Origin of the sequence: Oribacterium sinus (assembly GCF_963553175.1) — a bacterium.
GTDB lineage: Bacteria > Bacillota > Clostridia > Lachnospirales > Lachnospiraceae > Oribacterium > Oribacterium sinus_B.
In genome coordinates, this window is sequence record NZ_CAUVME010000009.1 from 1 (window position 1) to 23,839 (window position 23,839).

General features: G+C 43.1%; 18 protein-coding genes and 1 tRNA gene. 13 read left to right on the top strand and 6 right to left on the bottom strand.

What is annotated here, in order from left to right:
* Window positions 1-201 precede the first annotated feature (201 nt).
* The 6 genes from RYO92_RS03710 to dnaA form a co-directional block, all read right to left on the bottom strand.
* Window positions 202-289 (bottom strand) — tRNA-Ser (locus RYO92_RS03710).
* Window positions 290-647: 358 nt separating this feature from the next.
* On the bottom strand, window positions 648-3,158 hold the full coding sequence (gene gyrA, locus RYO92_RS03715; RefSeq protein WP_315369528.1) for a DNA gyrase subunit A: 2,511 nt from the start codon (window positions 3,156-3,158) through the stop codon (window positions 648-650).
* A 41-nt stretch (window positions 3,159-3,199) separates the two neighbouring features.
* The gene (gene gyrB, locus RYO92_RS03720) at window positions 3,200-5,164 is read right to left on the bottom strand and encodes a DNA topoisomerase (ATP-hydrolyzing) subunit B (protein WP_304069530.1); all 1,965 of its coding nucleotides are present in this window, start codon (window positions 5,162-5,164) and stop codon (window positions 3,200-3,202) included.
* Window positions 5,165-5,176: 12 nt separating this feature from the next.
* The gene (gene recF, locus RYO92_RS03725) at window positions 5,177-6,259 is read right to left on the bottom strand and encodes a DNA replication/repair protein RecF (protein ID WP_314999561.1); all 1,083 of its coding nucleotides are present in this window, start codon (window positions 6,257-6,259) and stop codon (window positions 5,177-5,179) included.
* Complete coding sequence (gene dnaN / locus RYO92_RS03730; RefSeq protein ID WP_315364829.1) at window positions 6,256-7,380, bottom strand: DNA polymerase III subunit beta; 1,125 nt, start codon at window positions 7,378-7,380, stop codon at window positions 6,256-6,258. Before dnaN ends, recF begins: the two co-directional genes overlap by 4 nt.
* A 223-nt stretch (window positions 7,381-7,603) precedes the next feature.
* Complete coding sequence (dnaA, locus tag RYO92_RS03735; RefSeq protein ID WP_308579014.1) at window positions 7,604-8,965, bottom strand: chromosomal replication initiator protein DnaA; 1,362 nt, start codon at window positions 8,963-8,965, stop codon at window positions 7,604-7,606.
* Between the two features lie 638 nt (window positions 8,966-9,603).
* Here dnaA and rpmH point away from each other — a divergent pair.
* The 13 genes from rpmH (at window position 9,604) to RYO92_RS03800 (ending at window position 23,246) form a co-directional block, all read left to right on the top strand.
* Window positions 9,604-9,747: a 50S ribosomal protein L34 gene (rpmH, locus tag RYO92_RS03740; protein WP_007158318.1), complete on the top strand. Its 144-nt coding sequence runs from the start codon at window positions 9,604-9,606 to the stop codon at window positions 9,745-9,747.
* Window positions 9,748-9,862: 115 nt separating this feature from the next.
* Entirely contained in the window at window positions 9,863-10,210 is a 348-nt protein-coding gene (gene rnpA / locus RYO92_RS03745; RefSeq protein WP_315369529.1) for a ribonuclease P protein component, read from the top strand.
* Window positions 10,211-10,338: 128 nt separating this feature from the next.
* On the top strand, window positions 10,339-10,551 hold the full coding sequence (yidD, locus tag RYO92_RS03750; RefSeq protein WP_040649643.1) for a membrane protein insertion efficiency factor YidD: 213 nt from the start codon (window positions 10,339-10,341) through the stop codon (window positions 10,549-10,551).
* Window positions 10,552-10,572: 21 nt separating this feature from the next.
* Entirely contained in the window at window positions 10,573-11,898 is a 1,326-nt protein-coding gene (locus RYO92_RS03755; RefSeq protein ID WP_040649722.1) for a YidC/Oxa1 family membrane protein insertase, read from the top strand.
* 20 nt (window positions 11,899-11,918) lie between these two features.
* Window positions 11,919-13,019: an RNA-binding cell elongation regulator Jag/EloR gene (gene jag, locus RYO92_RS03760; protein ID WP_315369530.1), complete on the top strand. Its 1,101-nt coding sequence runs from the start codon at window positions 11,919-11,921 to the stop codon at window positions 13,017-13,019.
* Window positions 13,020-13,323: 304 nt separating this feature from the next.
* Window positions 13,324-14,694, top strand: coding sequence for a tRNA uridine-5-carboxymethylaminomethyl(34) synthesis GTPase MnmE (gene mnmE / locus RYO92_RS03765; protein WP_315369531.1), 1,371 nt, complete (start codon window positions 13,324-13,326; stop codon window positions 14,692-14,694).
* Window positions 14,695-14,706: 12 nt separating this feature from the next.
* Window positions 14,707-16,608 (top strand): tRNA uridine-5-carboxymethylaminomethyl(34) synthesis enzyme MnmG, encoded by a 1,902-nt coding sequence (gene mnmG / locus RYO92_RS03770; protein ID WP_315369532.1) that lies wholly within the window; start codon window positions 14,707-14,709, stop codon window positions 16,606-16,608.
* Entirely contained in the window at window positions 16,605-17,351 is a 747-nt protein-coding gene (gene rsmG / locus RYO92_RS03775; protein WP_315369533.1) for a 16S rRNA (guanine(527)-N(7))-methyltransferase RsmG, read from the top strand. Before mnmG ends, rsmG begins: the two co-directional genes overlap by 4 nt.
* Window positions 17,352-17,365: 14 nt before the next feature.
* Window positions 17,366-18,322, top strand: a complete 957-nt coding sequence (locus RYO92_RS03780; protein WP_315271610.1) for a DMT family transporter — start codon at window positions 17,366-17,368, stop codon at window positions 18,320-18,322.
* A 185-nt stretch (window positions 18,323-18,507) separates the two neighbouring features.
* A complete protein-coding gene (locus RYO92_RS03785; protein ID WP_315369534.1) occupies window positions 18,508-19,272 on the top strand; it encodes a ParA family protein in 765 nt (254 codons plus the stop codon).
* Between the two features lie 68 nt (window positions 19,273-19,340).
* Window positions 19,341-20,213 (top strand): ParB/RepB/Spo0J family partition protein, encoded by an 873-nt coding sequence (locus RYO92_RS03790; protein ID WP_315369535.1) that lies wholly within the window; start codon window positions 19,341-19,343, stop codon window positions 20,211-20,213.
* Window positions 20,214-20,720, top strand: coding sequence for a DUF4446 family protein (locus tag RYO92_RS03795; protein ID WP_183683415.1), 507 nt, complete (start codon window positions 20,214-20,216; stop codon window positions 20,718-20,720).
* Between the two features lie 33 nt (window positions 20,721-20,753).
* Window positions 20,754-23,246 (top strand): hypothetical protein, encoded by a 2,493-nt coding sequence (locus RYO92_RS03800; protein WP_315369536.1) that lies wholly within the window; start codon window positions 20,754-20,756, stop codon window positions 23,244-23,246.
* Window positions 23,247-23,839: the final 593 nt, after the last annotated feature.

Consider the following 23,839-nt stretch of genomic DNA (forward strand, 5'->3'; position numbering starts at 1 on the left):
AAGAATCTTCAGGGTCTGTGTATTATTCGATCTTTGATTTTCAAGGTTCAGTTTTTCTGTCGAGTCAATAAAAACTTTAATCGTTTCCTCTTAATTTTTTTATTTTCTCTTCAGACTTTACTGTTCTCTTTCGAGACAGCCATGCTATTATAACAAAGTGATTAACTTTGTCAAGCACTTTCCGAAAAAATATTCGGAAAACGGAGTAAGAGGGATTTGAACCCTCGCGCCGGTTGCCCGACCTACACCCTTAGCAGGGGCGCCTCTTCGGCCTCTTGAGTATTACTCCTCGCTTATCCCTGCCAAAAGGGATTCACCTATACTTTTGAATTTCTTCTTTCGTACCGAACATTTGGTTCTTAGGTGCCTAATTAGAGTAGCAAATTCCCCATTTACTGTCAAGAAAAATTTATAATTTTTTTAGCCCTACATGACTTATAGTTTTATTTCTTATTTTCTTATTTTCTGATTTTCTTATTAGTTTTTGATTTCGTTTTTCTTTTTCAGCCCTTTACTTTTTTTATTCTTTCCCTTTTGTTTTTTTCTTTTATATTTTCTTTTTTACATTATAAAAAAAATCCACTCCGGTGATTTCTCTCCGGAATGGATTTTTGTAGCTAATGAATATTTTTTAGGAATCGACTTTTTTATTCCTGCTTTTCTTCATCCGCAGCCTCTCCCGGCTCCGTTTCCGATTCTTCTTCTCCATCGCCTTCGCTTTCTCTTACCTTGGCAACGGAAGCTATGGTGGTGTCTCCATCTTTATCAAGGTTCATAAGCTTAACGCCGGAGGCATTTCTTCCGATGATGCTAATATTTTCCAGACTCATCCGAATCATAATTCCCTCTGTAGTAATCAAGAGAATTTCTCTATCCTGGTCACAAAGCTTAAAGCCTACCAGATCTCCGGTTTTTTCCGTAATCTTATAGCAGCGCATTCCCTTTCCGCCACGATTTTGTGCCTTAAAGGCGGATTTCTCCGTGAGCTTGCCGTAGCCCTTTTCGGAAACTACCAGCATGTTTTCTCCCTGAGATGATTTCTGCATGCCGATAACTTCATCTCCATCGTTCAATCGGATACCGATTACACCCATAGAGGAACGTCCGGTTCTACGCACATCCTTCTCGTTGAACTGGATTGCCATTCCCTTCTTGGTTACCAGTATAATATTTTCATCCTTGGAAAGGAGCTTGGCTTCTATTAACTGGTCATCTTCCTTCAGGCTAATGGCAATTAAGCCGTTCTTTCGTACATTTGCATATTCGGAAAGGGCAGTTTTCTTTACCATACCGGACTTTGTGGTAAGGATTAAGTCCTGCTCTTCCTTAGGATCTCTCAGGCAAAGGCTGGCATTTACCTTTTCTCCCTCCTGTAAGGAAAGAAGATTTACCAATGCAGTACCTCTTGCGGTTCTGCTTGCTTCCGGAATCTCATAGCCCTTAATACGGAATACTCTTCCCATATTGGTAAAGAACATAATGTAATGGTGGTTTGTGGTCATAAAGAGGTCTTCAATATAGTCCTTCTCTATGGTCTGCATTCCCTTAATGCCCTTTCCACCGCGGTTTTGCTGGCGGAAATTTTCCGGAGACATTCTCTTGATGTATCCGAGGCTGGTGGAAGTAATCACCACATCATCGTCGGCAATCAAATCCTCCGCATCTAAGATATCATCATAGCTGAAGCTCGTTTTTCTATCCTCTCCGTACTTGTCTGCAATAACATCCAGCTCTTCCTTGATTACCGCAAGAAGCTTTCTTTCATCTCCAAGAATTTCCTTATAGTAGGCAATCTTTGCCAGCAAATCCTGGTACTCGTTTTCCAGACGTTCTCTTTCCAAACCGGTGAGAGCACGCAAACGCATATCCACGATAGCCTGGGCCTGCACATCGGTAAAGACAAAGCGGGCAATCAAGTTCTGCTTGGCTTCTTCTACATTTTTCGCTGCTCGGATAATGGCAACAATCTCATCAATATGGTCAAGAGCCTTTAACAATCCCTCTAAGATATGGGCTCTGTCCTCACATTTTTGCAGGTCGTACTGAGTTCTTCTGGTAACTACCTGAATCTGATGTGCCAAGAATTCTTCCAGAATTTCCAGAAGATTTAAAATCTTCGGTTCCCCTCGAACGATACAAAGCATAATCACACCGAAGGTTTCCTGTAACTGGGTGTGCTTGTACAGCTGATTCAAAATCACATGAGGATTTACGTCTTTTCTGCACTCAATGGCAATCTTTGCCTTGGAATTTTTTCCTGCCGCATCGTGGATATAGGTGATACCGTCAATTCTTTTATCCTTTACAAGCTCTGCAATCTTTTCAATGACGCGGGAACGGTATACAAGATAGGGAAGCTCCTTCACCAAAATGCGATTTTTGCCGTTGTGCATGGGCTCTATCTCGCAAATCGCCCGCATCTTAATTTTTCCTCTACCGGTTCTGTAGGCTTCTTCGATTCCTCTTTTTCCTAAAATGGTGGCACCTGTAGGAAAGTCCGGTCCCTGAATAATGGGAAGCAATTCCTCTATTTCCGTCTTTCTTCCCTCAATTTTATTGTCGATAATACAATCCACACCCTTAATCACTTCTCTTAAGTTATGGGGAGGGATGTTGGTGGACATACCTACTGCAATACCTGTGGCACCGTTTACCAAAAGATTGGGAAAACGGGAAGGAAGAACCACAGGCTCCTCATATTCATTGGAGAAGTTCGGCATGAAATCTACGGTGTTCTTATTGATTCCCGCCAGCATTTCTCCGGCTAATCTGGACATCTTAGCCTCGGTATAACGCATTGCCGCAGGACTGTCTCCGTCCTCGGAACCGAAGTTTCCCTGCTTGTCAATCAGGACATGACGCATAGACCAGGGCTGTCCCATATAAACCAAAGAACCGTAAATGGAGGAGTCGCCGTGGGGGTGATATTTACCCATGGTTTCTCCAACGATCGTGGCACATTTTTTTGTTTTCTTATCCGGAGTAACGCCCAGACTTTGCAAAGCATAAAGCACTCTTCTTTGTACAGGCTTAAGACCATCCCGGACATCGGGAATCGCTCTGGACACAATAACACTCATGGCGTAGTCGATATACGCATTTTCCATGGTCTTTTTTAAGTCCACATCCTGCACTTTATCAAAAATATTTGGCTCCAAAATTGGCCTCCTTTAACTTGCAATTCTTTTTGGAAAAGTCTTTAAATATCCAAATTTGTAACATAGCGGGCATTTTGCTCGATAAATTCTCTTCTGGGCTCTACCTGATCTCCCATTAAGGTGGTAAAGGTAATATCCAGTTCCGCCTTATCCTCGTCACTCATATTTACCCGAAGCAGAGTTCTGGTTTCCGGATCCAGGGTAGTTTCCTGCAGCTCCTCCGTATTCATCTCTCCAAGACCCTTGAATCGGGATACGTCTGCTCCATCAGATCCGATTTCCTTTAAAATTCTCTGATATTCCTCATCGGAGTAGGCATAATAATGCTTTTTATTTTTCTGAATGGTAAAAAGTGGCGGCTGGGCCAGATATACATGTCCCTTTCGGATAAGCTCCGGCATAAAGTTATAGATAAAGGTCAGCATCAGGGTGGAAATGTGGGCGCCATCCACATCCGCATCCGTCATAATAATGATTTTGTGATAACGTAATTTGCTTAAATCAAAATCTTCGTGAATACCGGTACCGAAGGCGGTAATCATTCCCTTGATTTCTTCATTGGCATAGATTCTGTCCAATCTTGCCTTCTGTACATTTAAAACCTTTCCCCTAAGAGGCAGTACAGCCTGGGTTTCCGGATTTCTTCCTTCCTTGGCAGGTCCCAATGCGGAATCTCCCTCTACGATAAAGATTTCACATCTTTCCGGATCCTTGCTGCTGCAATCCGCAAGCTTACCGGGAAGTCCCACGCCGTCCAAAGCGGACTTTCTTCTGGTTAAATCTCTGGCCTTTCTGGCTGCAGCTCTTGCTCTTTGCGCCAAAATAGACTTTTCGCAAATCACCTTGGCAACCGCAGGATTTTGCTCTAAGAAATAAGTCAACTGCTCGGAAACAATTCCCTGCACCGCAACCTGAGCCTCGGAGGTTCCCAGCTTCTGCTTGGTCTGTCCCTCAAACTGGGGATCCTCAATCTTTACGGAAATAATGCAGGTTAAGCCCTCACGGATATCCTCTCCGGAAAGATTGGCTTCACTGTCCTTTAAAAGCTTATTCTGTCTTGCATAGTCATTGAAGGTTTTGGTTAAAGCATTTTTAAAACCGGTCAGGTGGGTTCCCCCCTCCGGGGTATTAATGTTGTTTACGAAGGTATAGATATTTTCCGTATAGGAGTCGTTATGCTGCATAGCCACTTCCACCAGAATTTTTTCTTTCTCTCCCTCACAGTAAATCACATCCGGATAAAGGGCTTCCTTGCCCTTGTTTAAGAAGCTGACAAACTCCTGAATTCCTCCCTCATAGTGGAATTCCTTTTCCTGCTCCATACCTTCCCGCTCATCCACAAGGCGAATCTTCAGATTCTTGGTTAAGAAGGCGGTTTCCCGAAGACGAATCTTCAAGGTTTCAAACTCATAAACGCTTTCTTCGAAAATGCTTGCATCCGGAAGGAAGTGTACCTCGGTTCCCTGCTCCTCTTCGCTGCAAGTTCCGATACACTCGATAGGCTTTGTCACCTTTCCCTTGGCAAAGGACATGGTATAAATCTTGCCCTCTTTATAAACCTTAACATCTAACCATTCAGAAAGGGCATTTACCACGCTGGCTCCTACACCGTGAAGACCGCCGGAGACCTTGTATCCGGCTCCTCCGAACTTTCCTCCTGCGTGAAGAACGGTGAAAACAACTTCCAAGGCAGACTTTCCGGCCTTTTTCTGTATATCTACAGGAATTCCTCGTCCATTATCTCTTACGGTAATGGAGTTATCCTGATGAATTTTAACGGTAATGGTATTACAAAATCCGGCCAGAGCCTCGTCTACGGAGTTATCCACGATTTCATAAACCAAATGATGCAAACCGCGAACGGAAGTACTTCCGATATACATTCCCGGTCTTTTCCGAACCGCTTCCAATCCCTCTAAAATCTGAATCTGATCTGCACCGTATTCCTTAGAACCATGAAGAAATTCTGCTTCATTTCCTTCAAATTCTTCCATCTCTATCGACATAGTTCCTCCTCTTTACTGACACTGCACCTGTCCATTTTCCACATAAAACACATGGTCTATGGGGAATCGATGCTTCACCAATTCTTCCAAGCCTGTACAAGTAATCAGACTTTGTAAATTTCCTAACTGCTCTAGTAAAAAATTCTGTCTTTTTTGATCCAGCTCCGAAAACACATCATCCAACAATAAGATGGGATTATCCTGAATTCTTTCTCTCACCAAATCAATTTCCGCTAATTTCAGGGATAAGGCTGCGGTTCTTTGCTGTCCCTGGGAACCGAAATGCCGGATATCCTGACCGTTAATCTGAAAGGACAGGTCATCCCGGTGGGGACCGGAGAGGGTGGTCTGTTGCTTTTTCTCCGCCTCCCTGTTTTTTTCCAGCTGCAAGGAGAAATTTTCCTCGGAAACATTTTCCTCATAACTTAGAAGAAGCTCTTCCCGCTTTCCGCTGATTTCTCCGTGGATGTTTTCCACCTTTTTCCGTAAGTTTTCCACAAAATCTCTGCGGATAGAAATCACCATCTTCCCATGCTTTACCAGTTCCTCATCCCAGGCAAAGAGGGTTTCCTCCAGCTTTGGCCGAAAATACAGTTCCTTTAAAAGCTTATTTCTTTGCTGCAAAACTTTATTATACATGGATAAGTGGTAGAGATAAATCTTATCCAGCTGACAAAGCTCCAAATCAATAAATCTTCTTCTTTCCTTTGGCCCGTTCTTAATCAAGGACAGGTCCTCCGGAGAAAAAATAATGATATTTCCCAGACCGAAAAGCTCGGAGCTTTTCTTCACCGGAAATCCATCTATAGCCACTCCCTTACTTTTATTTTTCTTTAGGTGAATGTCTATCCGGTGGGAAATTCCCTTTTTCTTCAGGATCATCTTCAAATGGGCTTCCTCCGCCCCGAAATGAATCAATTCCTTGTCCTTACAAAAGCGAAAGGACTTTCCGGTGCTGCCAAAGAAAATGGCCTCCAATAGATTGGTCTTCCCCTGGGCATTGTCTCCGTAAAGGATATTGTTCTTCTCTCCCAGAGGAAGCTTCAATTTTTCTATATTTCTATAATTTTGTAATTCTATGGATTCGATAATCATCCTACGGCTTCCGCATTAAAGTTAACCGGTAAAATCATGTAGTTGTAGCTTTCCTCCTGATCCCGAATAAAGACGGGAGAGCGGGAAATGGTAAAGTACAAATCCACCTCTTCCTCTTCAATATTCTGAAGAGCATCCATCAGGTAAGTGGGGTTAAAGCCGATGAGAAGATCCTTTCCTTCCTGCTGTACCGGCATCTCCGCATCCATCCTTCCGATATCGGAAACAATTTTCAAAGATAGACTCTGGTCTTCGATTTTTAAAATCAAAGGCTGCTTATCATTGTCTCTGGCCAGGATTCTGGCTCTGTCGATATTTTCCAAAAACTGCTTACGGTTTAAGCGAATCTTGGTTTCGTAATCGGTGGACAACATCTGGCGAACATGAAAATATTCTCCCTCCACCAGCTGAGTTACCACGATGGTGTCTTCAAAGGAAAATTGTAGATACTGCTTGGAAAAGCAAATCTCCACCTTATCCTCCAAGCCTCCGCTGATAATCTTGGAAAGCTCGGACAGAACTTCCTTGGGAACAATGGCGGAGCAGTTGTCATAGGACTCGGAAAGCTCGGTCTTTCGAATGGCAATTCTATGTCCGTCCAGAGCGGTAATGGAGAATTGATTGTCGATAATTTCGAAATATTCTCCTGTCATCTTCTTATTATTCTCCCCCGAAGCGGTGGAAAAAATAGTCTGATTAATCATGTTTCTTAAACTCAGTTGAGAAATCTCTACAATTTCCTGTTTCTCTACGGAAGGAAGGGAGGTAAATTCCTCAGGATTTCTGCCCATGATTTTAAAGACGGACTTTTCACACTGAATGGTACAATTTCCGTTTTCCTCTGTACTGAGAAGAATATTTTTTCCCTCTGTCTGGGGCAAACGTTTGATAATCTCTTGGAAAAGTCTTGCCTCCAAGGCAATCTTTCCCGGCTCCAATATGTCTCCCGGACAAATGCTTTCTATTCCAAAATCATTTTTGTTTCCTGTTAAACGAATCTGCCCCTCAGTGGCGTCCACCAGGATGCACTCCATAATGCTTAGGGTGGTTTTGGAAGCAACAGCCTTCCCTACCACTTGCAGGGTGGAAAGCAAATCATTTTTTTGAAAAGATAATTTCATAGGAGTCCTTTCTTTTTATTCTATAGGAGCTTTATGAAAAGCCGCTAAATTTTATTCTTAACAAGTATCGCTCGTGAGCCTCGTGATATTTTGTTTTTGTTCTTTTTTTTTCTTTAGTAGTGTTATTAGGGGATGTGGAAATGTATAATCCCTAAAATACCTTGATTTTTCAATGCTTCATCCCTTCTTTTTTTCTGTGGAAAGGGAAAGGAAAAAATGGGGATTAGGGAGAGATTTTTTTCCGTAAAACCTCTATTGTGGATTGCAACTGTTCATTTGTGGACAATTCCTTGGATATCTTGTCGCAACCGTGAATGATGGTGGAATGGTCTCTTCCTCCCAAAAGTTCTCCCACAGTATTTAAGGGAATACTGGTCATTTCTCGACAAAGGTACATGGCAATCTGTCTGGGAATCACGATTTCCTTATTCTTTCTTTTGGAAACAAGGTCGGAAAGACTCAGACCGTGATGCTCCGCCACTACCTCAATAATCCATTTCGGAGTAAGCTCCTTTTTCTCTGCCGGAGTAATATTGTCTTTTAAAAGCTCCTCTGCAAGACTTAAGGTAACGGGCTGTTTAATCAGGCGGGATTTTGCCACCACCTTGGTTAAGGCTCCTTCCAACTCCCGGACATTTGACTTAATGTTGTCTGCAATATATTTGATAACTTCGTTGTCAATGTTATAGCCTTCCAGCTCTTCCTTTTTCCGAAGAATCGCCATCCTGGTTTCCACATCCGGAAGCTGGATATCCACGGTGAGTCCCACCTCAAAGCGGGAGAGGAGTCGTTCTTCAATATTGTCAATCTTCTTTGGCGGCTTATCGGAGGCAATGATAATCTGTTTTCTATTATCATAGAGGGCATTGAAGGTGTGGAAGAATTCTTCCTGGGTTCCTTCCTTTCCGATTAAGAACTGAATATCGTCTATGAGCAGAACATCCAGTTCTCTATACTTTCTTCTGAATTCCGCCGGGGAAATGTTATTTTTATTACGGATACTGTCGACAAATTCGTTAATAAAGGTTTCGGAGGTAACATAGCGAATCTTGGCATTTTTGTTTTGCTGTAAAATGTAATGGGCCACAGACTGCATCAGGTGGGTTTTCCCCAGGCCTGCTCCTCCGTAAATATAGAGAGGGTTATACTGTTCTCCCGGCATCTCCGCTGCCGCCACACAGGCTGCATGGGCTAAGGCGTTGGAGGAACCTACTACAAAGCTGTCGAAGGTATAGCGGGAGTTAAGGTTGGCATTTTTTAAGGCCTCCTCCAGTCCCGGCTGTTCTTCCTGGTTTTTCTTTGGATAGAGTTCTTTTAAACCGTCCTCGTCGGTGAAGAGAATCTCGGTGTAGATGCCGGTAATTTCTAAGATAGAAATCTTTAGAGTATCGGTATAGCGCTTCCGAATCATACTGAGAAATTGTTTCATCTTTACCAGTATAATCAGCTGATCCCCGATAGAATCGTATAACTCTAAGGGAGCAATCCAGAGATCATAGGTTACATCCGGCATTTCATTTATTTCTCTGGTATGTAGGAGGATTTCTTCCCATTTTTCTTTTATGAGGTTAAAGTCTTTTGCCATTCCCAGACTCCTTAAAATCAACGACAAGGGGGTTCTCGCTATTTTTCCAAAAAAAAAGTACCCTTTTTTCTGAAAAGACAGTTCCTTTTATTCTACAGCAAGAGAGCCTCTTTCGCAAGTTCACATCCCTAAGGAAAGAAGAATAATTCTTTTCAAAAAATATAGAAAAAAGACAGAAGAATTATTGGAGTAAAGATTAAAAAAATAGCGAAAAAGAGTATAAATGGAGTATAAAAATAAAAGCTGTCCACAGAAGAAAGCTAAAAGAAGCCTTTTAACATAGGAAAAAAGAAAAATTATACACTTATCCACAGTTTATAAACAGTTTGTGGATAAGGTGAACAGATGTTTTTGTGGATAGAATTTGTGGATAAGTGCATAATTTTGTGGATAAACCCTGTTTTTATAGGATTTCCCGGCTTTATTTAGAGGATAAAGAGGATAAGATATACACATTCCTTCCGAAAAATAAGTTTTTTCCAAAGGGTATTGACGATTTCTAGCCCTTTCTATATAATAATCTGCGATGTTTACCCAAAATTAGGAGTTTATTCGGGACCTTTCGTACAAGGACGAATAATTCCCGGAGAAACGATCGGTGGCTTTAGGCCATACACTAAAAAAAGGGAGGTGTCCGTATGCATAAGGGAAAAATGACTTATCAGCCAAAGACAAGACAGAGAGCAAAAGTGCATGGATTTAGAAAGAGAATGTCCACAGCCAACGGTAGAAAGGTTTTGTCTGCTAGAAGAGCTAAAGGTAGAGCAAGATTATCTGCATAATGCAGAAACATAAAGGAAGCTTTCTTGAAAAGCTTTACGGGTATAAATAGTACCCTGTAGAATACAGAAATGAGGCCGCTGGAAAGCGGTCTTTCTTCAACCTTGGAGATATTTTATGAAGCGTTTTCCTTCCATGAAGTCAAATGAAGAGTTTCAGCATTGTTATAAAAAAGGAAAATCCTATGCCAATGCTTATTTTGTGATGTTGATCGTGGAAAACGGTTTAGACTATTCCCGGCTGGGAATATCCTGTTCCAAGAAGGTGGGGAATTCTGTAGTTCGTCATGGAATCAGTAGAAAGCTTCGAGAGATATTTCGATTAAACAAAGAAATCAAAGAGGGGTTAGACATCGTTTTAGTCGTAAGACAGAAGGTAGCTTTTGCAAGCTATTCGGAATTGGAGATTGCTTATCTCGATTTATGTAGCAGGCATCATATACTTAGTAATGGAGAGAAGTTCTGAAATTCTGATTTTTTCAAAGGGAAAAGAAATCCCTATTATAATAGGAAGAAACTCGGATAGAAAATACGTTTTATCAGGAAATAAGTTGATAGAAATTGCGAAGCAGCTTATTCCGAAGGAGAGCTTTGATGAAAAAACTGATGTTAAAGATGATTCGTTTTTATCAAAAATTTTTATCTCCTATGAAGGGACATTCTCATTGTAAATACACACCCACATGTTCTCAATACGCCTATGAGGCCATACAAAAGCACGGGTGTGTGAAAGGACTATTGTTGGCAATCTGGAGATTACTGCGTTGTAATCCCTTTGCTAAAGGCGGATATGATCCTGTTCCCTAGAGATGAAGGGAGAAAAACTTGATTCAAAATCTGATTATTTTAACCAAAAACACATCCAATCTACCCTTGTTCGGGCCTATCTGGAACTTAATCGTAAGTGCTTTAGGTTGGATTATGAACTGGATTTACCTTTTTTTAGACGGAATCGGTATTCCAAACATTGGATTAGCCATCATTCTTTTTACTTTGGTAACTCGTATTTTGCTGTTCCCGACTTCTTTAAAACAGCAAAAATCCTCCAGAATGATGCAGATTATGCAACCGGAAATTCGTGCTGTACAGGAAAAGTATAAGAATAAGACGGATAACGCTTCCATGATGGCGCAGCAAACTGAGATGAAAGCCATTTATGAAAAGTACGGCACTTCTATGACTGCAGGGTGCTTGCCTTTGTTTTTACAAATGCCGATTATTTTTGCCCTGTATCGTATTATTATGAACATTCCTGCTTATGTTCCTTCCGTAAAGGCAGTTTATGAAAGCGTTTCCACTGCTATCGGAGGCTCTTCTGCGGCACAAAGTCTTCTGGACTTCGGAAAAGCTAATGGCATGGAATCTATTTTAAAGACCTTACACAACTTAGGTCTGGATGACCCCAGTAAGTATAATGCAGATGCAGTTCATAACTTCGTAATTGACTTTTTGTATAAGTTAAATCCTGCGCAGTGGGCAAAGCTTCCGGAAATTTTCCCCTCTGCTACCCAGGTAATTCAGCAAGCTGCGGCAAAGTCTACAGAGATTAACAGCTTCTTAGGCTTAAATCTTTCCACTGCCCCCTCTGCTTATGGCTTTACCCCAAATATTTACTGGTTAATTCCTATTTTGGCAGGCTTAAGCCAGTGGGCTTCCACCCTGCTGATGCAGAAGCAGACCATGCCTACCGCAACAGAGGAGGGAGATCAGTCCCAGCAGATGATGAAGAGCATGAACGTGATGATGCCTTTGATGTCTGTGTGGTTCTGCTTCAGCTTTGCTTCAGGAATCGGTTTATACTGGATTGCTTCTTCCGTATTTATGCTCTTACAGCAGTTGATTTTAAACTGGTACTTCGGAAAGAAGACCAATGAAGAGCTTTTACAGGATGCTATGGCTAAGGCCAATGAAAAAAGAGCAAAAAAAGGCTTACCTCCCATTGATGAAAAGACCGTGGAAAACAGATTAAAGCTTATGCAGGCTAAGGAAGATTCTGAAGAAAAGAATCGTATGGAAAAGATTGCAAAGCAAAATCTGAAGACAAAAGAATCTACAGACTATTACAATCAAAATGCGAAAGAGGGATCATTAGCCAGCAAGGCAAACATGGTACAGCTTTACAATGAAAAGCATGAGAAAAAAGAGAAAAAGTAAAAAGCTTAGGGAGAAAAGCTATGGACAAGTTTAGAGTTTCTGCAAAGACGGTAGAAGAAGCGATTACGAAGGCAACCATCTCTTTAGGTTGTACATCAGACAGAATTTCCTACAATGTAATCGTACAGGGAAGCAACGGTTTATTCGGTATCGGAGCAAAGCCCTGGATTATCGAAGCCTGGGAAAAGGATGAAGCGGAAATCGCAAAAGAAAAGGCTGCAGCGGAAAAGCCCGCGGCAGTAGAGAAAGCGGCATTTGAAAAGAAGGAAGCGGAAGGAAAGAAGGAAAGCTCTTTTGTAGAGGAAAAGTCTCAGACTTTTGAGAAAAGGGAAGAAGGAAAGGCTTCCGGGGAGGATAAATCATTTTCCTATAATGCTTCTTTGGAAAAGAAGGACGAAAAGAGAGAGAAGAAGTTTGAAAAGAAGGAAGGCTTTAAGGGATTTAGCAGAGGAGGCTATGATCCTATCCCTGCACCAATCTCTTCCGCTCCTGTAAAGAGAGAGGAAAAGTCCTTTGAAGGAAGAAGTCCTGAGAAGAGAGAACTTACGCCTCTTTCCGAAGAGGAAATCGCAGTGGTAACAAAGGCTGCTTTAGAGTTCTTAAGCTCTGTATTTCAGGGTATGGCTATGGAAGTGGAGCTTCAGACAGAGTTTAGAAACAGCAGCAATGAGCTTTACATCAACCTGGTAGGACCGGATATGGGTATCCTTATCGGAAAAAGAGGACAAACCCTGGATTCCTTACAGTATCTTTGCTCCTTGGTGGTGAATAAAAACCACGGGGATGAGTATCTTCGGGTAAAGCTGGATACGGAGGATTACCGTAAGAGAAGAGAGCAGACCTTAAGAAGTCTGGCTAAAAACATTGCTTACAAGGTAAAGAAGAATCGGAAATCCGTTCATTTGGAGCCAATGAATCCTTATGAGAGAAGAATCATCCATGCCGCACTGCAAAGTGACAGTCAGGTTTCCACAAAATCCGAGGGAGAGGATCCCTTCCGCCACGTGGTGATTTTCTGTAAAAATGGAGGAAAGTTCCAAAAGGATTTCCGCCACAAGGGAAACAGGATGAGAAGAGAGGACAGGAAAGAAGAAAAGAGAGAAGAGAAGAGCGAAGAATAAGACTTTCTTGCACCCCATGGAAGAAATAAGAAGAATAATTAGTAAGAAAATTCATTCGGTAAGAGGAACATATTCAGTAAAAAGAAGTCATCAAAAGAAGTCATAAAACGTAAGTTAAAGAATTGTGTGATATTTAAGCAGTAGAGGTCTGAAATAGGGAGAGTTAGTTCTACCCTGATTTCAGGCCTCTATTGCTTATTTGTATACAAGCTATTTAGGCTTATTTATAATTTCCATCCTAGGCTTTTCATTGCATTGTAGGGCAAATCTTAGTAAAATACAGAATTGCTGAGGAGGTGAGGATTTGGAAAATACCATTAGCGGAATTGCCACCGCATTAGTTGAAAGCGGAATCGGCATTATCCGGATTAGCGGAAATCAGGCTGTGGAAATTGCCGGAAAAATTTTAAGAACTAAGGGGGGGAAACCCTTAGATATTAGAGAAAGCCACCGGATTCGCTATGGCTTTGTTTTTGACGGGGAAAAGGAAATTGATGAGGTTTTGGTTTCCACTTTTTTAGCACCCAAATCCTTTACCGGAGAAGATACCGTGGAAATCAACTGTCACGGCGGAATCCTTTTGATGCAAAAGGTTTTTCAGGCCACTCTTAAGGCGGGAGCAAGACCGGCGGAGCCGGGAGAGTTCAGTAAACGAGCCTTTTTAAATGGGCGTATTGACCTTTCTCAGGCGGAGGCAGTGGCGGATTTGATTTCTGCCAAAAGCGAGGACAGCATTCGCTCCTCTCTTTCCCTCCTACAGGGTTCACTGAAGGAGAAAATCAAGGGAATGCGGAGCAGAATTCTGGAGGATACCGCTTTTATTGAGGCGGCTTTGGATGATCCGGAGCATATTTCTTTGGAGGGCTTCTCTGAGCAGTGTAAAGCCCATGTGGAAGGGATTCTCTCTGAAATTTCAGAGCTTTTGAAACACCAAAGGGAAGGAAAACTTTTAAAGGAGGGAATTCAAACTGTTATTGTGGGAAAGCCCAATGCGGGAAAGTCTTCTCTTTTAAATTGCCTGGTTAAGGCGGATAAGGCCATTGTAAGCAATATTCCGGGAACCACCAGGGATACGGTGGAGGAGGATATTCGCATCGGCTCCCTGTCCCTTCATTTGATGGATACCGCAGGAATCCGGGAAACGGAAGATATTGTGGAAGAAATCGGTGTGAATCGGGCAAAGGAAGGGATTGAAAAGGCGGACTGCGTTCTTTTGGTTTTGGATGGAAGCCTTCCCTTAGAGGAGGAGGACCGAAAGATTTTAGCCCTTTTAGAGGGAAAAAAGGTCCTGGTGCTTCTCAATAAAATGGATAAGGAAAGCATTTTACAAAAAGAGGACTTGGAAAAGGCTACCGGTTTTTCTGTGCTTCCCATTTCCGCCAAAGAGGGAAAGGGCATTGAGGAGCTTGGCCAAAAGTTGGAAGAGCTTTTCTATACCGGAAGTCTTTCCTTTTCCACAGAAACGTATATCCATAGTGAAAGGCAGATTGCTGCATTGGAAGAAGCAAAGTCCGCTTTGGAATTGGTTTTGGAGGGAATCCGTCTTAAATTGTCCGAGGATTTCTTAAGTATAGATTTAATGGGGGCATACAGTGCCTTAGGAAGAATTCTGGGAGAGGATGTTTCCGAGGATTTGATCAATGAGATTTTTGCAAAGTTTTGCATGGGAAAATAGTAAAGAGGGAATATGGCATTTTTAGAAGAACAGGTAGATATTGTAGTGGTGGGAGCAGGGCATGCCGGAGTGGAGGCAGCCCTTGTTTCTGCTAAGCGGGGGCATAAAACCCTTCTTTTTACCCTGAGTCCGGACAGTATTTCCATGATGGCCTGTAACCCCAATATCGGGGGAAGCTCTAAGGGACATCTGGTAAGAGAGTTGGATGCCCTGGGGGGAATGATGGGAAAGATCTGCGACCAATCCTTTCTCCAGTCCAGGATGTTAAATAAGTCCAAGGGTCCGGCGGTACATTCCTTAAGAGCCCAGGCGGATAAGCAGGTCTATTCCCAAAATATGCGGCATCTTGTGGAAAATCAGGAGAATCTTCATATTCGGCAGGGAGAAATTGTCTCTTTACTGTGCAATGAGGAAAAGACGGAAATTCGCGGGGTTGTCAGCAGTACCGGAGCCAGATACTATGCCAAGGCAGTGCTGATTTGCACCGGTGTGTACTTGAACGCCCGCTGCATTTACGGAGAGGTGTCCGAGGAAACCGGGCCAAACGGCCTTCGCAGAGTTACAAAGCTGAGTCAGGCTCTTTTGGATTTAGGCTTCAGGCTTCAGCGTTTTAAAACAGGAACCCCTGCCAGAGTGGATAGAAGATCCCTGGATTTTAGCAAGATGGAGGTACAGAAGGGAGATGTGCCTGTGGTGCCCTTCTCCTTTTCCACGGATCCGGCTACGGTGCAGATTTCCCAAGAGGATTGCTACCTGACCTATACCTGTGAAGAAGGTCATGAGATGATTCGGGAAAATATTGACCGCTCCCCCATGTATAACGGGGTGATTCAGGGAACCGGCCCCAGATACTGTCCTTCCATCGAAGATAAGGTCATGAAGTTCCCGGAAAAAAATCGGCATCAGATTTTTGTGGAGCCGGAGGGAAGATACACCAACGAAATGTATCTTTCCGGTCTTTCCTCTTCTCTTCCGGAAGACGTGCAAATGAGAATTCTTCGTACCATGGCGGGCTTTGAAAAGGCGGAAATGGTGAGAACCGGCTATGCCATCGAATACGACTGCCTAAATTCTTTGGAACTGGAAAATACCTTGGAAACAAAGAAGATTTCCGGCCTGTATTTTGCAGGACAAATGAACGGTTCCTCCGGCTATGAGGAGGCGGCGGTACAGGGATTTATGGCAGGAATCAATGCGGTACAAAAGATTGAGGGGAAAGAGCCCTTTGTTTTGGATCGTTCCGAGGCCTATATTGGCGTTTTAATTGATGACCTGGTGACAAAGGAGAATAAAGAGCCCTACAGAATGATGACCAGCAGGGCGGAATATCGTCTTCTGCTTCGACAGGACAATGCGGACCTTCGCCTTCGGGAAAAGGGCTATGCCCTGGGGATGGTTTCCGAGGAGGAAATCAAGGCTACCAGAGAAAAGCAGGAGGCCATCCAAAAAGAGCTTCGCCGTATGGAAAATACCTATATCGGGGCAAATGAGGAGAACAACAGAATTTTGGAAAGCATTCCCTCTTCTCCTATCCAGTCCGGCATTTCTCTGAGAGAACTTTGTAAGAGACCGGAGTGTAATTATCAAAACATTGCTCCCTTGGATCCGGAAAGACCTTCCCTTTCTCCCTTCATACAGGAAGAAGTGGAAATCGAAATTAAATATGAGGGCTATATCAAAAGACAGATTCAACAGGTGGAAGCCTTTAAGAAAATGGAGCGGAAAAAGCTGCCAAAAGATATCTGCTACCATGATATTCATAATCTCCGTCTGGAAGCCAGACAGAAGCTGGACTTGATTCGTCCGGAAAATATGGGTATGGCCTCCCGCATCAGCGGTGTCAGCCCTGCGGATTTATCGGTGCTTTTGATTTATCTGGAGAAGAAAAAGGAAAGAAGAAAGGAAGAGAAATGACCGAGTTTTTTCGAGAGAAGCTTTCCCATTTAGCAGAGAGCTTAGGACTTTCTTTAACAGAACAACAGCTTTTACAGTTCTATCAATATTATCAGATTCTGGTGGAAAAAAATAAGGTGATGAATCTTACCGCCATTACGGAAGAAGAAGAGGTCATTGTTAAGCACTTTGTGGATTGTCTGGCGATTTGTCAAATGAATGTTTCACGTGAAACATTTTCAGAATGGATAGAGGGAAAGTCGGTAATGGATGTGGGAACAGGAGCAGGATTTCCCGGACTTGTTCTAAAAATTGCCTTTCCAAGTATTCATCTTTCTTTGAGTGACTCTTTGCAAAAGCGGATTCGTTTTTTGGAAGAGCTGGTGGAAAGCCTTGGTTTGGAAGGGGTGAGATTTTATCACGGTCGGGCTGAGGACCTGGGACATGATAAGAGCTTGCGGGAACAGTACGACCTGGTAGTTTCCAGAGCAGTGGCAAATCTTGCCACTTTAAGTGAGTATGACCTTCCCTTTGTGAAGCCAGGAGGCTATTTTCTGGCTTTAAAGGGAAGAGAAGTGGAAGAAGAATTAGAGCAGGGTAAGAAGGCTATTTTCCTTTTAGGAGGAAAATGTGTGGAGAAGAAAATCTATACCCTGCCGGAAACCGATATGGGAAGAGCTATGCTTTTGATTCAGAAGATAGAGCCCTGCGGAAAAAAATATCCTAGAAAGGCGGGAACTCCGGCTAAGTCACCTCTTAGTTAGAGAAATATTATCAAGTGAAAAAGTTAAATGAAATAGAGGAAGAAAGCATTTTCCCAAAAGAACAGGAAAGGCTTTTGACAGAAAAAGAGCATCCCTATAGGGAGAGAAATAAGGGAATCATTATTCTTTTGATTACGACTGTGATTTGGAGTTTGGCCTTTATTGCCCAAAGTACCGCAATGGATCAGATTGGTCCCTGCGCCTTTGTGTTTTATCGGCACTTTTTATCCGGACTTTGCTTATTGCCCTTTGCCTTTTTAAAGCCATGCTCTAAGGAGGAAAAAATAGCAGGAATCAAAGGGGGAGCCATTACCGGTATCGTACTGGGTTTTGCCAGCGTGATTCAGCAAATTGGCGTCAAAGAAACCACCGTGGGAAAGGCAGCCTTTTTAACGGTACTTTATATTATCCTGATTCCGATTTTTGGCTTAGTTATCGGAAAAAAACCGGAAAAGAAAGTCTGGTTTTGTGCAATTCTGGCTTTGGTCGGGGTTTATTTTATTGCGATTAAGGCGGGAACAAAATTTACTATCGGCATAGGAGATACTTATATTATTCTTTGCTCGGTGCTTTATGCCGTTCAGATTATGCAGGTAGGACACTATGTAAAGAAGGTCAATATCAGCTGGTATATGTCCATACAGTTTTTAGCAGGCTCTTTGGTGGGATTACTGGGCTTTATTTTCTTTGAAAAGTTCTCTTTAATGAGTTTGAAAGCAGCCTTCCTTCCCATTGCTTATGCCGGTATTATGTCCGGGGCAGTGGCTTTTACCATGCAAAGCTATGCTCAAAAAAGATTGGAGGATACTCTTGCTTCCCTTCTCATGTCCACTACCGCCATTTATGCGGCGATTTGGGGATGGTTGTTTTTAGGAGAGTCTTTGGGAATTCGGGAAATATTCGGCTGTATTATTATGACCATTGCGGTGGTCTATGCCCAGCTGCCGGAAAAGCGGAAGAAAAGAAGCTAGAATTTTTTGTTTTTGGAAGAAGGATAGCAATAGAATAGCTGCTAAAAGAGATAGCTTAGCAAGGAAATAGACAGTAAAAAGTAGCAGGAAGATAAATTGACAGTAATATAGAGCTGGGCTAAAATGTTTCACGTGAAACAAAAGCGGAAATAGTTACAGCACAAAAAGAAAGGCTAAGGGGACTTATGGCGAAGATTATTACAATTGCAAACCAAAAGGGGGGTGTGGGAAAAACCACCACCGCTGTCAATTTGGCGGCTTCCTTAGCGGAGGCGAAACAGAAAGTTTTGCTTTTGGACTTTGATCCCCAGGGAAATACGGGAAGCGGTATCGGCATTCGGGAGGAAGAAATCAGCATTTACCGAATTCTTAGCGGAGAGTTTCCCATAGAAAAGGGCATTGTTCGGGAGGCTTTGGAAAATCTGGATTTTATTGCCGCAGACAGGAATCTTTCCGCCATGGATGCAGAGCTTGCAGAGGAGGAAAATAAAAACTTCTTACTAAAGGAAGCTCTGGTGAATATTCAAAAGGACTATGACTATATCTTTATTGATTGCCCTCCCAGCCTTGGTACTCTTACGGTAAATGCTTTAACGGCTTCTCATTCCGTGTTGATTCCCATTCAGTGTGAATACTATGCATTGGAAGGACTTAGCCAAATGACGGATACCATTTCCATGGTAAAGGACGCCTTGAATCCGGACTTAACAATCGAGGGAATTTTATTCACCATGTATGACAGCAGAAATCTCCTGTCGCAGGAGGTGGTAAAAGCGGTGCAGGAGCATTCTTCGGATCCTATTTTTAAGACGATTATTCCCAGAAATGTTCGTTTGGCAGAGGCTCCCAGCCACGGTCTTCCCATCTCTCTTTACGACAACAGCTCTACAGGGGCGGAGGCCTACAGAAAGCTTGCAGCGGAGATTCTGGAAAAGGATATAGCGTATTAAAAGCTTGCAGCGGGGATTTTGGAAAAGGATGTAGCGTATTAAAAGCTTAGAGAAAGGAAGGGAAGAACATGGCAAAGCATGGTTTGGGAAGAGGGGTGGATACCCTTTTTGCCGGAAAGAAGGATGGACGGGAGAAGAAAGAGGAGCAGGCAATGGTGAAGCTTTCTCTGATTCAAGCCAATCCAAAGCAGCCCAGAAAACAATTTTCCCAGGAAGAGTTGGAGGAACTTTCTCAGAGCATTAAGCAATTCGGTGTTTTACAACCCTTACTGGTAAAAAAGGAAGGCCCTCTCTATGAAATCATTGCCGGAGAAAGAAGATTTCGGGCGGCAAAGATGGCCGGTCTTACGGAAATCCCCGTTTTGATTCGGGACTATGATGAAAAGCTCAGCAAGGAAGTAGCCATCATTGAAAATATCCAAAGAGAAGACTTAAATGCGGTGGAGGAAGCCATGGCTTACCAAAGCCTGCTGACGGAATATCATTTGAGTCAGGAGGAGCTGGCGGAAAGGGTGGCAAAGAAGCGTTCCACCATTGCCAACAGTCTTCGACTTTTAAAGCTTGAGGAAGAGATTTTAGAATATCTCCGTCAGAACCTTTTGTCCGAGGGACATGCCAGAGCACTGCTTTCCGTGGAAAATACAGAGAAAAGACTTTCTCTTGCCAAGGAATGTGTAGAGAAAAAATGGAGTGTCCGGGAAATGGAAAGACGGGCAAAGGAGGAAAAAGCTCCGACGGAAAAGCAGGAAAAGCCCAAGAATTTAAGCTCTCAGTGGAAAACCATTGTTCACGGCTTGGAAGAGAAAATGAAGGAACATCTGGGGACCAAGGTAAAAATTACCGCCAAGAACGAGGATAAGGGCAAGGTAGAAATCGAATATTACTCAAAGGAAGATTTGGATAGAATCACCCGGATTTTAGAGGGAAGGGGAGAAGAATAAATGGAAGTATTGTTACAGCATGGTAAATTGGTCTTCGTACTGGTTTCCACATTGATTTCGCTCGTTTCTCTCTTTATCGCCCTGAAGGCGGAGGCTAAGTATAAAAAGCTTTATCGCCAGTATGATTACTTCATGCGGGGGAAGGATGCGGAAACTCTGGAGGATTATTTTATTGAGCTGCAGAGGCATGTGGAAAAGCTGGAAGACTTGGAAGAAGAACAGCGGGAAATGCTTAAGATTTTACATAAGAATATCAGACGTTCCTTCCAAAAATGGGGTATCATTCGCTATAATGCTTATGGCGGCATGGGAGGAAACCTCTCCTTTGCCTTGGCAATTTTGAATTATGATAACAGCGGCTTTATCTTTAACTCTGTTCATGCCAAAGAAGGAGGCTTCCTCTATATTAAAGAGGTGGAGGAAGGCAGCACTTCCGTTGAGCTTGGAGCCGAGGAAAAGCTGGCCTTGGAAGAGGCCTTAGGCTATAGGAAGAAGCCCCAGACTTAGGAAAAGAGCTAAATCAGGAAGAAGGGTTAAACTTTGTTAAATAGACTAGGCGAAAGTAAGCAGAAGTTTTGGAATAAAAGAAGAAGTAGGGCTTTGGTATTGGGCGGCATTTTTTTTGTCGCTCTGCTTTTTTATTTTTTCCATTCTTATCGTTCCATGGACCAAAACAATAGAATTTATGCCAATATGGGAAAAAGCAAATTGCCGGTGCTTCATGTATTTTCCTCCGGAAAAGAAATCAATCCCCTCTACGGCTATTTGCAAGAAATGGATGATGCCTTTGTGCGGGACAGTTTAACCTTGCTTCCGGAAAATCGCCGGTGTGAATTGATTTTGGAAGAGGGAAAGTCCGCCCCAAAATCTGTGCATTATGATATTCGCTCCCTGGATGGGGCAGAACTTTTGGAAAAGGACCAAGAGGGAAGCTTACAGGAGGAAGGGGGAAGGGTTCACATTATTCTTCCTATCCAAAACCTGATGAAGGAGGGAAAGGAGTATCTTCTTCGTCTTCGACTGGATCTGGGAGAAAGCAGCGTCTATTACTATACCCGTGTTTTACTGGGGAAGGAGGACATGGGACAGGAAGTTCTGAGCCTTGCGGAGGATTTTACCAGAAAGAGCTTTTCCAAGTCGGAGGCAAAGAGCCTTAGCACTTATCTGGAAAGTGACGATACCATGGATAACAGTTCTCTTGCCCATGTGAATCTGCATTCCTCCTTTCAGCAGATTACCTGGGGAGACAGCGGTATGGAAATGGATGGGGAGCTGGAGATTCGTTTGAAGGAGCTGGACGGTACCATGGCATTAGTGCAAATCCAGTACGCCTCAAGAGCTACGGATCAGGACGGAAATGTGCACCGTTTCTTCAATGAAGATAACTATGTGATGCGATATGATCCTCAAAGAATTTTCCTGATGGACTTTGACCGAAGAACCAAGGAACTTTTTGACGGACAGAATTATCGTTACAAGGATAAGAAGATTTTACTGGGTGTGGGGGAAAAGAGCGATATTGAGGCCCTGCAATCCGCTACCAAAAATTTCTATGCCTTTACCGATAAGAATACCCTTTACCGTGCCGATGGAGAAGGAAAGGGCAATATGAATCGAATTTTTTCCTATTCAGAGGGGGAGAAGTCGGCGGAGAAGGAGAGTTTTACCCACGGTATTCATATTTTGAGTGTGGACACCAACGGGGATGTGGATTTTCTGGTATATGGCTATATTCGAAGGGGCCGACACGAGGGTTATACCGGCATTGTCTTTTATACCTATGACAATTCGGAAAATACGGTGGTGGAGAATTTCTTCCTGCCCTTAAAGGCCAGCAAGGAAAAACTGGAGGAAAACATTCAAAATCTTTCCTACTATGCGGACAACCGGATGTTCTACATTTTCTTTGCCGGCAGTATCTATGGGGTGGATACCAACAGTTTCGAGGTTATTACGCTGTCTACCGGTCTTTCGGAAAATGATTTTGCTTCCAGCAGCAGTAAGCAATTTATTGCTTACGGAGAAAAGAACAATGACGGAGAATTGCACAGGGAAATTGCCTTTAGAAATCTCCACGGAGATAAGAATTTGAGCATTTCCGAAGATGGAAAACGACTGAAGGTAATCGGCTTTCTGGGGGAGGATTTCCTCTACGGCTTACAGGATAGTGACAAGGATCAGATTTGGAATCCCCAGGGAGAAGTTCCGGTATCGGAGATTCGCATAGTTGGGGAAGACATGAAAACCAAGCTTTCCTATAAAAAGGATGGCCTGTATTTTGCAAATTTCAGTCTGGAAGGAAATCAGCTTCGATTTGATGAATACCAGCTGCAGGACGGGGAATATCAGTATGTGGGGAAGGACAGCCTGCTTTCCAACAAAGAAATCAAAGATGAAAGAAAGATTACCCTGGAATCCAAGGTTCTTGGAAATATTGGAAAACTGCAGTACCTTCCCATGGTAGGAAAGGCGGTTAGCCAGTTTAGCCTGCATTACCCGGAAAAGTTCTCTATTGAAAAGGCAGGCTCTATCGAGCTTCCGGGAGATACCAAGGAAGAGAATATACTTTTCTCCGCCTATAGCCTTGGGCATTATCAGGGAGAGTTTTCCACTATGGAGGCGGCCTATAAGAAGATTTATGACCAGTTCGGTTATGTGGTGGATCAGAAGGAGCGGATTGTTTGGAACAGAACAGACCGTCCCAATACTGCTAACCTGAAAATTCAGGAAGAAGATATCAGCAATTTCGTTTCCCAGATACCGGAACTTCGAAGGGCTATGGACTATGATAATGGCGTGCTTCTGAACCTCTATGGTATGGATCTGCATGCGGCCCTCTACTATGTGGGTAAGGGCTATCCTCTGATGATTCGTATGGAGGATCAGTGGGAGTTAATCAGTGGCTACAACAACAGCTTTATCACCGTATACACCCTTGGGGGAAGCAGCATACCCAGAAATATCAGTAGAGAAGAAGCCATCGCCAGATATGAGAAGGTGCATAATGCCTTTTATGGGTATTTGAAGAAGTAGATATAAAAGGGGTGTAAAAAGCAAAAAGATTTTCTAAGCAATATAGGTCTGAATGGGGGTATGCTCTCGCTAGCCTTGCTCTGCGTAGAGAAGGACTGCACTCGCCATAAGAAGACGCTCTGATACAGTGTGGGCTATAATTAGGGCACGCTCTCGCTAACCTCGCCTTCGCAGCGGTTCTAACTTCAAGCTTCGCTTTAGCTCGCTTTCAGTAAGAACCGGCGGGCTCAGATTGCCCTTATTATAGCCCCACACTGCATCATTCGCTTCAATTATTGATTTTACAGTCCTCCACATCGCCGGCCTTTCACAAGTATTAGGCTCAGACTATCCCATATTCAGACCTATATTGCCGAAAATGTCTTTACTCTTAACAAGTGGCGCAGGTGAAGCCTGAAACATCTTGTTTTGATTATTTACGTCTCCTTTTTTATCCTACCCATTCGAGACGGTTTTACGCTATGAAATATAAAAGGCTTTGTGAAATAAAAAAAAGCGTATATGCATAATAGGTCTAAACCAGGGGGCAATCTGAGCCCGCCGGTACTTGCGAAAAACAAATGTAATGCGGTTTTTCGCTTAGTACCGCTGCG